The 13292-nt window shown below is 66.4% G+C and carries 12 protein-coding genes and 1 riboswitch; of the genes, 11 read left to right on the forward strand and 1 reads right to left on the reverse strand.

Features of this window, described 5'->3' with window-relative positions; translation table 11 throughout:
- Window positions 1-20 precede the first annotated feature (20 nt).
- From QFZ47_RS16025 to QFZ47_RS16070, 10 genes are all read left to right on the forward strand, one after another.
- Window positions 21-419, forward strand: a complete 399-nt coding sequence (locus QFZ47_RS16025) for a MerR family transcriptional regulator (RefSeq protein WP_307656555.1) — start codon at window positions 21-23, stop codon at window positions 417-419.
- A gap of 38 nt (window positions 420-457) precedes the next feature.
- Complete coding sequence (gene can, locus QFZ47_RS16030) at window positions 458-1225, forward strand: carbonate dehydratase (RefSeq protein ID WP_307656556.1); 768 nt, start codon at window positions 458-460, stop codon at window positions 1223-1225.
- Between the two features lie 4 nt (window positions 1226-1229).
- On the forward strand, window positions 1230-3050 hold the full coding sequence (aceK, locus tag QFZ47_RS16035; protein ID WP_307656557.1) for a bifunctional isocitrate dehydrogenase kinase/phosphatase: 1821 nt from the start codon (window positions 1230-1232) through the stop codon (window positions 3048-3050).
- Window positions 3051-3104: 54 nt separating this feature from the next.
- Window positions 3105-4289, forward strand: coding sequence for an acetyl-CoA C-acyltransferase (locus QFZ47_RS16040; RefSeq protein ID WP_307656558.1), 1185 nt, complete (start codon window positions 3105-3107; stop codon window positions 4287-4289).
- A gap of 86 nt (window positions 4290-4375) precedes the next feature.
- Window positions 4376-5626 (forward strand): glutamate carboxypeptidase, encoded by a 1251-nt coding sequence (locus QFZ47_RS16045; RefSeq protein WP_307656559.1) that lies wholly within the window; start codon window positions 4376-4378, stop codon window positions 5624-5626.
- A gap of 40 nt (window positions 5627-5666) precedes the next feature.
- Window positions 5667-6797 (forward strand): acyl-CoA dehydrogenase family protein, encoded by a 1131-nt coding sequence (locus QFZ47_RS16050; RefSeq protein ID WP_307656560.1) that lies wholly within the window; start codon window positions 5667-5669, stop codon window positions 6795-6797.
- Between the two features lie 85 nt (window positions 6798-6882).
- On the forward strand, window positions 6883-7311 hold the full coding sequence (locus QFZ47_RS16055) for a YchJ family protein (RefSeq protein WP_307656561.1): 429 nt from the start codon (window positions 6883-6885) through the stop codon (window positions 7309-7311).
- A gap of 26 nt (window positions 7312-7337) precedes the next feature.
- Window positions 7338-7442, forward strand: a riboswitch (TPP riboswitch).
- An 86-nt stretch (window positions 7443-7528) separates the two neighbouring features.
- On the forward strand, window positions 7529-9415 hold the full coding sequence (gene thiC / locus QFZ47_RS16060) for a phosphomethylpyrimidine synthase ThiC (RefSeq protein ID WP_307656562.1): 1887 nt from the start codon (window positions 7529-7531) through the stop codon (window positions 9413-9415).
- Between the two features lie 55 nt (window positions 9416-9470).
- The gene (locus tag QFZ47_RS16065; RefSeq protein WP_307656563.1) at window positions 9471-10163 is read left to right on the forward strand and encodes an HAD family hydrolase; all 693 of its coding nucleotides are present in this window, start codon (window positions 9471-9473) and stop codon (window positions 10161-10163) included.
- 85 nt (window positions 10164-10248) lie between these two features.
- A complete protein-coding gene (locus QFZ47_RS16070; protein ID WP_027730156.1) occupies window positions 10249-10575 on the forward strand; it encodes a thioredoxin family protein in 327 nt (108 codons plus the stop codon).
- Window positions 10576-10909: 334 nt separating this feature from the next.
- Here the strand turns inward: QFZ47_RS16070 and QFZ47_RS16075 are convergent, their stop codons facing one another.
- Complete coding sequence (locus QFZ47_RS16075) at window positions 10910-11938, reverse strand: AraC family transcriptional regulator (protein WP_307656564.1); 1029 nt, start codon at window positions 11936-11938, stop codon at window positions 10910-10912.
- Between the two features lie 143 nt (window positions 11939-12081).
- Here QFZ47_RS16075 and QFZ47_RS16080 point away from each other — a divergent pair, with 143 nt between their 5' ends.
- Window positions 12082-13254, forward strand: a complete 1173-nt coding sequence (locus QFZ47_RS16080) for an isovaleryl-CoA dehydrogenase (protein ID WP_307656565.1) — start codon at window positions 12082-12084, stop codon at window positions 13252-13254.
- Window positions 13255-13292: the final 38 nt, after the last annotated feature.

Consider the following 13292-nt stretch of genomic DNA (forward strand, 5'->3'; position numbering starts at 1 on the left):
TTTTCGACAGATATCGGTCCATGTCCGTGCAAACCTTCACCATCAGCCAGCTCGCGAAGGAGTTCGACCTCACGACGCGCGCCATCCGCTTCTATGAAGACATGGGGCTGCTGACGCCCGAGCGCGCCGGCGTGCAGCGCGTCTACAGCGCGCGCGACCGGGCGCGGCTCACGCTCACGCTGCGTGCCAAGCGCCTGGGCCTGAGCCTGACCGAGGCGAAAGACATTCTCGACATGTACGACAGCCCGCGCGACACCGTGCCGCAGCTGCAGAAGTTCCTTGGCGTGCTGGGCACGCACCGCGCCCAACTCGAATCGCAGTTGGCCGAGCTGCAGGCCAACCTGGCGGAAGTGCGCGAGCACGAAAAAAAGGGCCGCACGGCCCTGGCCAAGGCGCAGAAAGCGGCCAGGACCGCCTGAGATCCCGGCCGAACCACGACTCATCGACAATCACCACCATGTCCGACAATCTTGATGACCTGTTCGCCCACAACCGTGCCTGGTCCGCACAGATGGAACGCGACCGGCCTGGCTTCTTCACCAGCCTGGTGAAGCAGCAGACGCCGCGCTACATGTGGATCGGCTGTTCCGACAGCCGCGTACCCGCCAACCAGATCACCGGCCTGGAGCCGGGCGAGGTGTTCGTGCACCGCAACGTCGCCAACATCGTGGTGCACTCCGACCTCAACGCGCTCTCGGCGATCCAGTTCGCGGTCGAGCACCTGAAGGTCGAGCACATCATGGTGGTGGGCCACTACGGCTGCGCCGGCGTGAAGGCGGCGCTCAGCGGCAAGCGCATCGGCCTGGCCGACAATTGGATCCGCCACATCCAGGACGTGCGCGACCGCCACGCCGTGATGCTCGACTCCCTGCCCGAAGACGTGCGCGTCGACGCACTGTGCGAACTCAACGTGGCCGAGCAGGTGGTCAACGTGGCCGTCAGCACCGTCATGGTCGATGCCTGGGGCCGCGGCCAGAAGGTCAAGATCCACGGCTGGACGTTCGGCGTGCACGACGGCCTGCTGCAGGACCTGGGCCTGAATGTCGACGGCGCCAAGCCGCTCGATGCGGTCTACAAGGCCGCGGTACAGCGCATCCGCTACAAGTGGAGCAAGCCCGCGGGCGCCTCGCCGTCGGCGCAGGCCGGGGCCGACGGGACCGAAGCCATCGAAGCGAGTCCAGTGGTCGACCAGGCCGTCGAAAGCACCGGAACGAAAACCGGCTGAGCCCATGTTCCCGCAGCGTCTCGATTCACCGCTGGCCTACGACATCGCCAAGGCGATGATCGACGGGTTCAATCGCCACTACACGCTGTTCCGAGCCGAGTCGGCGCGCGCCAAGCACCGCTTCGAAACGGCCGACTGGCACGGCCAGCAGCGCGCGCAGCGCGAGCGCATCGAGTTCTACGACCTGCGCGTGAACGAGGCCGTGGCCCGGCTCGAAAAAGAGTTCAAGGCCGGCGAGCAGTCGATGGAGGTGTGGCACCAGGTCAAGCTGCACTTCATCGGCCTTTTGGTGGACCACCACCAGCCCGAGCTGGCCGAGAGCTTCTTCAACTCGGTGACCACGAAGATCCTGCACCGGGCGTACTTCCAGAACGACTTCATCTTCGTTCGCCCGGCCATCAGCACCGAGTACATCGAGCCGCGCGGTGCGCCCACCTACAGGCCCTACTATCCCTCGCACGAGACGCTGGCCGACACCATCGAGCAGATGCTCGACGACTACGGCCTGCAGGGCAGCTTTGCCAACAAGCGGCGCGATGCCGAGCGCGTGGCGCACGCCATCATGGGGCGCTTCCACCAGGTGAAGCTGCGCGCCAATTTCCAGCTGCAGGTGCTCTCGGGGCTGTTCTACCGCAACAAGGGCGCCTACGTGGTCGGCAAGATCATGAACGGCTTCGTCGAGCTCCCGTTCTCGCTGCCGATCCTGCACGACAGCCAGGGCAAGTTCTATGTGGACGCGGCGCTCTTCGGCGAAGACGACCTGCAGATGCTCTTCAGCTTTGCGCGCGCCTACTTCATGGTCGACATGGAAGTGCCTTCGGCCTGCGTGCAGTTCCTGCGCTCGCTCATGCCGCGCAAGCCGCGGGCGGAAATCTACAACGCGCTGGGTTTGGCCAAGCAGGGCAAGACGCTGTTCTACCGCGACTTCCTCTCGCACCTGAACTATTCGAGCGACCGCTTCCGCATTGCGCCCGGCATCAAGGGCATGGTCATGCTGGTGTTCGATCTGCCGTCGTTTCCGTTCGTGTTCAAGGTCATCAAGGACTTCTATCCACCGCAGAAGGACACCACGCGCGAGCAGATCAAGGGCAAGTACCTGCTCGTGAAGCAGCACGATCGCGTGGGCCGCATGGCCGACACGCTGGAGTACAGCGACGTGGGTTTTCCGCTCGACCGCTTCGAGCCCGAGCTGATCGAGGAAATCCGGAAGTTCGCGCCCAGCCAGCTCGAGATCGGCGACCGCGACGTCAACGGGGAGATGGAGCTCGTGCTCAAGCACGTGTACATCGAGCGCCGCATGATCCCGCTCAATATCTTCCTGCAGGAGGCCTTCGATACGCTGGCCGACCCCGAAAGCCCGGCGCATGCCAAGCGCGCGAAGGAGCAGCTCGAGCACGCGGTGGTCGAGTACGGCAACGCCATCAAGGACATGGTGGCGGCCAACATCTTTCCGGGCGACATGCTGTGGAAGAACTTCGGCGTCACGCGCGGCGGCAAGGTCGTCTTCTACGACTACGACGAGATCGAATACATCACCGACTGTCAGTTCCGCAAGGTGCCCGAAGCGCGCAACGAGGAAGAAGAGATGAGCGGCGAGGTCTGGTATTCAGTGGGCCCGAAGGACGTGTTCCCCGAGACCTTCGGCCCTTTCCTGCTCGGCAACGACGCGGTGCGTGAAGCCTTCATGGCGCACCATGCCGACCTGCTCGACGCTGCCTTCTGGCAGCACCACAAGGAACGCATCCGCGCCGGCCAGATGCTGGACGTGTTCCCGTACGAAGAGTCGCAGCGCTTTCCGCATGAGGGCCATGCGACCCATTTCTGATTGAGTCCCGGTCAACGACGACCGCTTTCTTTCAACTTCCCGAAGGAGATCACCATGTCCGAATCCATCGTCATCGTCGGCGCAGCCCGCACCCCCATGGGCAGCTTCCAGGGCGACTTTTCTTCCCTTGCCGCGCACGACCTCGGCGGCGCCGCCATCAAGGCCGCCGTCGAGCGCGCCGGCATTGCGCCCGAGAGCGTGGGTGAAGTGCTGTTCGGCAACTGCCTGATGGCCGGGCAGGGCCAGGCGCCGGCGCGCCAGGCGGCCTACAAGGGCGGCCTGCCCGACAGCGCGGGCGCCGTCACGCTCAGCAAGATGTGCGGCTCGGCCATGAAGGCCGCCATGCTCGCGCACGACCTGCTCCTGGCCGGCACGCACGAGGTGATGGTGGCGGGCGGCATGGAAAGCATGACCAACGCGCCCTACCTCATGCTCAAGGGCCGCGGCGGCTACCGCATGGGCCACGACCGCATCTTCGACCACATGATGCTCGACGGCCTCGAGGACGCCTACCAGCCGGGCCGCTCGATGGGCACCTTCGGCGAAGACTGCGCCGCCAAGTACAAGTTCACGCGCGAGCAGCAAGATGCGTTTGCCATCGCGAGCGTGCAGCGCGCCAAGGCCGCCACCGAATCCGGTGCGTTCAAGGACGAGATCACGCCCGTCACCGTGAAGGGCCGCGGCGGCGACACCGTCATTTCCATCGACGAAGGCCCGGGCAAGGTCAAGCTCGACAAGATCGCCACGCTCAAGCCCGCGTTCAAGAAGGAGAACGGCACCATCACCGCCGCCTCGAGCTCGTCGATCAACGACGGCGCCGCGGCGCTGGTGATGATGACCGAGTCGCACGCGAAGAAGATCGGCGCCAGGCCCATCGCGCGCCTGGTCGGCCATGCCACGCACGCGCAGCAGCCCGAGTGGTTCTCCACCGCCCCCGTCGGCGCCGTGGCCAAGCTGTTCAAGAAGACCGGCTGGAGCGTCAAGGACGTCGATCTGTGGGAAGTGAACGAAGCCTTCGCGGTGGTGCCGATGGCGCTGATGCACGAATTCGACGTTTCGCACGAGATCGTCAACGTGAACGGCGGCGCCTGCGCGCTGGGCCACCCGATCGGCGCCAGCGGCGCGCGCATCATGGTCACGCTGATCCATGCGCTGAAGGCGCGCGGCAAGAAGCGCGGCGTGGCCACGCTGTGCATCGGCGGCGGTGAAGGCACTGCCGTGGCACTCGAGTTGCTTTAACAAAAAACAACCGCCACAAGCGCCCCTTGCCGGGGCGCTTCGTGGTTTTTTTCTCTACGAATACTGCAGACGCCAGGAGATTCTTCATGCGCCCTTTCAATCAACGCACCGTCCTCGCTGCCCTGCTGGCGGCCGCCTTCCTGGCGCCTGCCGCCGGCTGGGCGCAGAAGCGCGACAACGTGCTGTTCCAGGCAGCCACCGATGCGCAGCCCGCGGTGCTCAAGACGCTGGAGCAGCTGGTCAACATCGAAACCGGCACGGGCGATGCCGAGGGCCTTGCCGCGGCTGGCAACTACCTCGAAGGCGAACTGAAGAACCTGGGCTTCACCGTCACGCGCAGCAAGTCCGCCGGGCTTGTGGTGGGCGACAACATCGTCGGCAAGCTCAAGGGCCGGGGCGGCAAGAACCTGCTGCTGATGTCGCACATGGACACCGTGTACCTCAAGGGCACGCTCGCCAAGGCGCCGTTCCGCGTCGAAGGCAACAAGGCCTACGGGCCCGGCATTGCCGACGACAAGGGCGGCAACGCCGTCATTCTGCATACGCTGAAGCTGCTCAAGGACTACGGCGTGCGCGACTACGGCACCATCACCGTGCTGTTCAACACCGACGAGGAAAAGGGCTCCTTCGGCTCGCGCGACCTGATCCAGGAAGAAGCAAAGCAGGCCGACTACGTGCTCTCGTTCGAACCCACGGGCGCGGGCGACGAGAAGCTCTCGCTTGGCACCTCGGGCATTGCCTATGTGCAGGTCAACATCACCGGCAAGGCCTCGCATGCGGGCGCCGCGCCCGACCTGGGCGTGAACGCGCTGGTCGAGGCGTCCGACCTCGTGCTGCGGACCATGAGCATCGACGACAAGGCGAAGCACCTGCGCTTCAACTGGACCATGGCCAAGGCCGGCAACGTGTCGAACATCATTCCTGCGAGCGCCACGCTGAACGCCGACGTGCGCTATGCGCAGAACGAGGACTTCGAGGCCGCCATGAAGACGCTGGAAGAAAAGGCGCAGCAGAAAAAGCTGCCCGAATCCGATGTCAAGGTGGTGGTCACGCGCGGCCGTCCGGCCTTCAACGCCGGCGAAGGCGGCAAGAAACTGGTCGACAAGGCCGTGGCCTACTACAAGGAAGCCGGCGGCACGCTGGGCGTGGAAGAACGCACCGGCGGCGGCACCGACGCAGCCTACGCGGCGCTCTCGGGCAAGCCCGTGATCGAAAGCCTGGGCCTGCCGGGCTTCGGCTACCACAGCGACAAGGCCGAGTACGTGGACATCAGCGCCATTCCGCGGCGTCTGTACATGGCCGCCCGGCTCATCATGGATCTGGGCTCCGGCAAGTAAGCAAGCAAGCAAACAAGTAGAAAAAACAGGAGACAACGCCATGCTGCTCAGTGCCGACCAGGAAGCCATCCGCGACGCGGTGCGCGATTTTTCGCAAGCCGAACTCTGGCCCCACGCCCCCCAATGGGACCGCGAGCACAGCTTCCCGAAGGAAGCGCACCAGGGCCTCGCGGCGCTCGGCGCCTACGGCATCTGCGTGCCAGAGGAACACGGCGGCGCGGGCCTCGACTACCTCACGCTCGCGCTGGTGCTCGAAGAAATCGCAGCCGGCGACGGCGGCACCAGCACGGCCATCAGCGTGACCAACTGCCCGGTCAACGCCATCCTCATGCGCTACGGCAATGCACAGCAGAAGAAGCAGTGGCTCGAGCCGCTCGCGCAAGGCCGGATGCTCGGCGCCTTCTGCCTCACCGAGCCGCAGGCCGGCAGCGACGCATCGAGCCTGCGCACCACGGCGCGCAAGGACGGCGAGGGCTATGTGATCGACGGCGTGAAGCAGTTCATCACCAGCGGCAAGAACGGCCAGGTCGCGATCGTCATCGCAGTGACCGACAAGGGCGCCGGCAAGCGCGGCATGAGCGCCTTCATCGTGCCCACCGATGCGCCCGGCTACAGCGTGGCGCGGCTCGAGGACAAGCTGGGCCAGCACAGCAGCGACACCGCACAGATCAATTTCGACGGCTGCCGCATCCCGGCGGAAAACCTCATCGGCGCCGAGGGCGAGGGCTACAAGATCGCGCTGGGCGCGCTCGAAGGCGGCCGCATCGGCATTGCGGCGCAGAGCGTGGGCATGGCGCGCAGCGCCTTCGACGTGGCGCTGGCCTATGCCAAGGAGCGCCAGGCCTTCGGCGGGGCGATCTTCGACCAGCAGGCCGTCGGTTTCAGGCTGGCCGAATGCGCCACGCAGCTGGAAGCCGCCCGCCAGCTGATCTGGCACGCCGCCAGCCTGCGCGATGCCGGCCGGCCCTGCCTCAAGGAAGCGGCCATGGCCAAGCTGTTCGCGAGCGAGATGGCCGAGCGCGTCTGCAGCGCCGCGATCCAGACGCTGGGCGGCTACGGTTATGTGAACGACTTTCCGCTCGAACGCATTTACCGCGACGTGCGGGTGTGCCAGATCTACGAAGGCACCTCGGACATCCAGAAGCTGCTGATCCAGCGCGCGCTGGCCTGAACCGGGCGCTTCGCACGGCCGCCGGCGGGCCTCGGGCTTGCCCCATCGGCGAAGGGTCCCGGAGGATGTTCCAATAGCGTTCTTCATGAGTGCCACCGATCCCACCACCGGACCTTGCCCCTGCGGCCGCACGGACCGCCGAGACAAGCCCATCGGCTATGCCCTGTGCTGCGGCCGCTACCTCGAAGATTTCGAGGGCACCCCCGCGCCCGACGCCGAATCGCTGATGCGTTCGCGCTATACCGCCTTCGTGCTGGAGCGCGGCCCCTACCTGCTCGCCACCTGGCATGCGTCGACGCGTCCGGCGTCGATCGAGTTCGAACCCGGCGTGAAGTGGCTCGGGCTCGACATCCGCTCGCGCTCGGTGCTCGACGCCGACCATGCCGAGGTCGAATTCGTCGCGCGCCAGCGCAGCAGCGCCGGCACCGCCACGCGCCTGCACGAGCGCAGCCGCTTCGTGCGAGAGGGGGACCGCTGGTTCTACCTCGAAGGCGACCTGCAGACCCCCGGTTGACGCACCGGGCCGCGGCCCGCACAATAGTCCCCGCTCCGGGGTGCACGCATGTGGCGTGCTGAGATGGCAAAGTGCCGACCCGCGAACTTGATCCGGGTCATACCGGCGTAAGAAGAGCTGCACTCCCGACTCCGGTCCCGCCACCCACCCACCGTGGCGGCCCAAAGTCCTCAGAGCGATTGCGGAGCACCTTTTCCCTCAACAAGGAGTGCCCCGCATGAATGCCCCCGACAAGTTCACCTCCCTGCTCTCGCTCACGCGCGAGCCCTTTCCCGCATCGCACAAGTGCCTGATCCCGGGCAGCCGGCCCGACCTGAACGTGCCGGTGCGCGACGTGCTGCTGACCAACGGCGAGACCGTCTCGCTCTACGACACCTCGGGCCCCTACACCGATGCCAAGGTCGAGATCGACGTGCGCCGCGGCCTGCCCGGCGTGCGCGATGCGTGGATCGCCGAGCGCAACGACACCGAGAGCTATGAAGGCCGCTCGCACCAGGCGCTCGACGAAGGCCTCAAGCACGCGCACGACCACGATGCCCAGCGCCTGGCTGCACTGCGCGCCGATGCCTCGGCGCTGCAGCGCACGCCGCGCCGCGCCAAGGCGGGCGCCAACGTCACGCAGATGCACTACGCGCGCCGCGGCATCGTCACGCCCGAGATGGAATACGTGGCGCTGCGCGAGAACGGCAAGCGCGAGTGGATGGCCGAATACCTCGCCAACGAGGAGCGCGCGAAGCGCGTGGCCGGCAACCCGATGGGCGCGAGCATTCCGCGCATCATCACGCCCGAGTTCGTGCGCGACGAAGTGGCGCGCGGCCGCGCCATCATTCCGGCCAACATCAACCACCCCGAAGTCGAGCCGATGGCCATCGGCCGCAACTTCAAGGTCAAGATCAACGCCAACATCGGCAATTCGGCCGTCACCTCGAGCATCGAGGAAGAAGTGGAAAAGCTCGTGTGGGCGATCCGCTGGGGCGCCGACAACGTGATGGATCTTTCCACCGGCAAGAACATCCACACCACGCGCGACTGGATCGTGCGCAACAGCCCCGTGCCCATCGGCACCGTGCCGATCTACCAAGCGCTCGAGAAGGTGGGCGGCGTGGCCGAGGACCTGACCTGGGAGATCTTCCGCGACACGCTGATCGAGCAGGCCGAGCAGGGCATCGACTACTTCACCATTCATGCCGGCGTGCGCCTGCCGTTCATCCACCTGACGGCCGACCGCATGACGGGCATCGTCTCGCGCGGCGGCTCGATCATGGCCAAGTGGTGCATCGCGCACCACAAGGAGAGCTTCCTGTACGAGCGCTTCGAGGACATCTGCGACATCATGAAGGCCTACGACGTGAGCTTCTCGCTCGGCGACGGCCTGCGCCCCGGCTCGGGTGCGGATGCCAACGACGAAGCGCAGTTCGCCGAGCTGCGCACGCTGGGCGAGCTCACGCAGATCGCGTGGAAGCACGACGTCCAGACCATGATCGAAGGGCCCGGCCACGTGCCGATGCACATGATCCAGGCCAACATGGACGAGCAGCTCAAGCACTGCCACGAGGCGCCGTTCTACACGCTTGGCCCGCTGACCATCGACATCGCACCGGGCTACGACCACATCTCCAGCGCCATCGGCGCCGCGATGATCGGCTGGGCCGGCACCGCGATGCTCTGCTACGTGACGCCCAAGGAGCACCTGGGCCTGCCCGACCGCGACGACGTCAAGCAGGGCATCATCGCCTACAAGATCGCCGCGCATGCGGCCGACGTGGCCAAGGGGCATCCGGGGGCGCGTTCGCGCGACGATGCGCTCAGCAAGGCGCGCTTCGAATTCCGCTGGCAAGACCAGTTCAACCTGGGCCTCGACCCCGACACCGCGCGCGAATTCCATGACGAGACGCTGCCCAAGGATTCGAGCAAGGTGGCGCACTTCTGCTCGATGTGCGGACCGAAGTTCTGCTCGATGAAGATCACGCAGGAAGTGCGCGAGTACGCCGCGAAGAAGGGCGTGGCCGAGGCAGAAGCCCTGGCCGAGGGCATGGAGCAGAAATCCAGGGAGTTCATGGCGGGTGGCGGCGAGATCTATATTCCGATCCAGCCGGTGTCCTGAGTTCCCGCGGGGTCATTGCTACCATGGGGGAACTCCCCCGAACCTCTGCAGCGCAATGACCCCATTCCCCTTCGACGCCGTGCTCTTCGACTGCGACGGCGTCCTCGTCGATTCAGAACCCATCACCAACCGCGTGCTCGCCGAAATGCTCGGCGAACTCGGCTGGCCTCTGACCACCGAGGAGTCGATGAACACCTTCACCGGCAAGGCCGTGAAGGACGAAACCGCGCTCATCGAATCGAAGACCGGCGTCAGGATCACCGAGGACTGGCTCAAGGCCTTCCGGGCTCGCCGCAACGAAGCCCTCGAACGCGACCTCGGGGCCATTCCTCACGCCCCCGCGGCCATCCGCGAAATTCATGCGCGGCTCAGGGGCCGCATCGCCTGCGCCTCGGGCGCCGACCGCCACAAGGTCGAACTGCAATTGACCAAGGTCGGCCTGCTCGATTGCTTCGAAGGCCGCATCTTCAGCGGCCACGAGATGCCGCGCTCCAAGCCGCACCCCGACGTGTACCTTGCCGCCGCCGAGGCGCTGGGCGTCGATCCGAAGCGGTGCGCGGTGGTCGAGGACACCGTCACGGGCGCGATGGCCGGCGTGGCCGCGGGTGCCACGGTGTTCGGCTACAGCACCGGAGAATCCGGCCACAGCGGGCCGGAGGCGCTGCGCAGCGTCGGCGCGCTGCAGGTGTTCAGCGACATGCGGGAACTGCCCGCGCTGCTTGCTTCGCACGGCCTGCAGCCGGCCTGAAGACCAAGCCCCTGCCGCGAGCAAGCCTGCGGGGTTTCTGCTGCAATGGCGTCAAGCAAGCAAGTTCCACAAGGAGCCGGATCCCATGACTTCCGAATACAAGACCGAGCAGCCCGACCGCGCCGAGATCGATGCCCTGAAGGGCCCGGCCGTGGTCGAGTTCGGCACCAACTGGTGCGGCATCTGCAAGGCCGCGCAGCCGAACATCGCCGAGGCCTTCGCCAAGTACCCGGACATCCCGCGCATCAAGGTCGAGGACGGCAGCGGACGTCCGCTGGGCCGCTCGTTCAACGTGCGGTTGTGGCCCACGCTGGTGTTCATGCGCGACGGCCAGCAGGTCGCGAAGCTGGTGCGTCCCGAAGACAGCCAATCGATCGCCGATGCGCTGGCGCTGATTGCGCAGCCGGGCTGAGCCTCGCAACTTCGCGTGGGGGCCTTGTTCGGAGCGCCGTTGTTCAGGGTGCGCTCACGCCGACGGGGTGCTCTGCTCCGCGAATGTCCCCCGGCCTGCGGCCTCCTCCTTAATTTCGCTGCGCAGAGCACCCCATCGACGTGATCGTTATGCAGAGCGGTCGTTGATCGGCCGTACACCAGCAGCGTGCCCTGGTGCACAGGGCATCGGGTGCTCCCCGCAGCGAAATAAAGGAGGAGGGGCGTAGCCCCGGGGGACATTCGCGGAGGGGAGTACCCGGTGTCCTGTGCACGCGCCCCGAACAACAGCGCCGAAACAACAGCGCCCCGAACCGCTACAACCCCCGCAGCCGAAAGTCCCGCGGCGCATGTCCCGTCCACTGCAGGAACGCACGCGAAAAGCTCTTCTCGTTGCGAAATCCCACCGCCAGCGCCACCTGCTTGATCGGCCGGTTGGTGCGGCGCAACTGCTCCACCGCCATCTCGTGGCGCACTTCGTTCTTCAGCGTCTGCAGTGACGTGCCTTCTTCATGCAGCTGCCGGTGCAGCGTGCGGCTCGACACATTGAGCAGCGTGGCCAGCGCCTCCGCCGTGGTGGCCTCGGCGGCGCGCGAGCGCAGCAGCTCGCGCACGCGCTGCCCCAAGAGGCGGTCGCGCCGGTACTGCAGCACCGTGAGCGGCAGCGCCCGCTTGAGCATGGTGCGCAGCGCGCGCTCGTCGCGCTGCAGCGGCAGGGCCAGATAGCGCTCGTCGAAGCTGATGCTGGCCTCGGGTGCATCGAAGCGCACCTCGGGCGTGAACATCAGCGGATAGGCATCGCGGTGCGGCGGCGGCGCAAAGGGAAAGGCCGCGTCGCGCAGCGAAATGCGCGAATCGATGGCCCAGCAGACGTACCCGTGCAGGAAGCGCAGGCTCGTCACCAGGCAGAACTCGCGGAACGCCTCGTCCAGCGGGCGGTGCTCGGCAATGCGCAGCGTGGCCACGCCGCCCGACACCTCCAGCGCCAGCGTGATGTCCTCGGTCAGCAGGCGGTGATGGCGGCACCAGCGCTTGATGGCCACGCCCAAGTCGGGCGAGGTCAGCGAGGCGCGGCACAGCATGCCGTAGCTGCCCCAGGGCAGCCGCCGCGAGAACCAGCCGAGCGCCTCATCGTCGAGTTCCTGCATCGCGTGGCCCGACAGCGCCTCGAACTGCGCGGCCGTCACCCGTGCGTCCGGCCGGGCCAGCTCGCGCGGCGTGATCTGTGCCGCTCGCAGCGCCGCGGACGGATCGATGCCGTAGCGCTCGTAGCCCTTGACAATGGCTCTCACGAAGGCCATCGGCGTGACGGCGCGGGCGGGTCGGAGGAAGGACGGGGACGACATGGTCAGGCGGTGCCGGCGTGGCGCAATTTGCAACCATTGTGGCGCCAATTGCGGCGCAGCGAGGCGTAAGCTGCATTCTTCCAAGCGCCCATCCGCGTGGGACAGCCCGCCTGCGCGCCGACCCCTCAGAGGAGACAACACACATGCACGATCCCGGCCTGAACTTCGACCTGGGCGACACCATCGACTCGCTGCGCAGCGCGATCCAGGACTTTGCCGCTCATGAGATCGCCCCGCGCGCCGCCGACATCGACTGCGACAACCTGTTTCCGCACGACCTCTGGCAGAAGCTCGGCGAGCTCGGTCTGCACGGCATGACGGTGAAGGAAGAGTTCGGCGGCACCGAGCTGGGCTACCTGGCCCACATCGTGGCGATGGAAGAAGTCTCGCGCGCCTCGGCCTCGGTCGGCCTTTCGTACGGCGCGCACTCCAACCTGTGCGTGAACCAGATCCACCGCAACGGCAGCGATGCGCAGAAGAAGAAGTACCTGCCCAAGCTCGTGAGCGGCGAGCACGTCGGCGCCCTGGCCATGAGCGAGCCCAACGCCGGCTCCGACGTGGTGAGCATGAAGCTCAAGGCCGAGAAGAAGAACGGCTATTACGTGCTCAACGGCGGCAAGATGTGGATCACCAACGGCGGCGACGCCGACACGCTGGTGATCTACGCCAAGACCGAACCCGAGATGGGCGCGCGCGGCATGACGGCCTTCATTGTCGAGAAGGGCTTTGCGGGCTTCTCGGCCGGCACCAAGCTCGACAAGCTCGGCATGCGCGGCTCCAACACCTACCCGCTGTTCTTCGACAACTGCGAAGTGCTCGAAGAGAACGTGCTCGGCGGCGAAGGCATGGGCGCGAAGGTGCTGATGAGCGGCCTCGACTACGAGCGCGCGGTGCTTTCGGGCGGGCCGCTGGGCATCATGGCGGCCTGCATGGACGCGGTGCTGCCCTTCATTCACGAGCGCAAGCAGTTCGGCCAGAGCATCGGCGAGTTCCAGCTGATGCAGGGCAAGCTCGCGGACATGTACTCGACCTGGCAGGCCACGCGCGCCTATGTGTACGCGGTCGGCAAAGCCTGCGACCGCAACGACCATGCGCGCACCTTCCGCAAGGACGCGGCCGGCGCCATTCTCTATTCGGCCGAGAAGGCGACGTGGATGGCCGGCGAGGCGATCCAGGCCCTGGGCGGCGTGGGGTACACGAAGGACTTTCCGGTCGAGCGGCTGTGGCGCGATGCCAAGCTGTACGAGATTGGCGCGGGGACGAGCGAGATCCGGCGGATGCTGATCGGGCGCGAGTTGTTCGCTGAAACCGCCTAGGATGTTTTTCTCCCTCCCCTTCCGGGGGAGGGCAGGGG

The organism is Variovorax paradoxus (assembly GCF_030815975.1).
GTDB lineage: Bacteria > Pseudomonadota > Gammaproteobacteria > Burkholderiales > Burkholderiaceae_C > Variovorax > Variovorax paradoxus_N.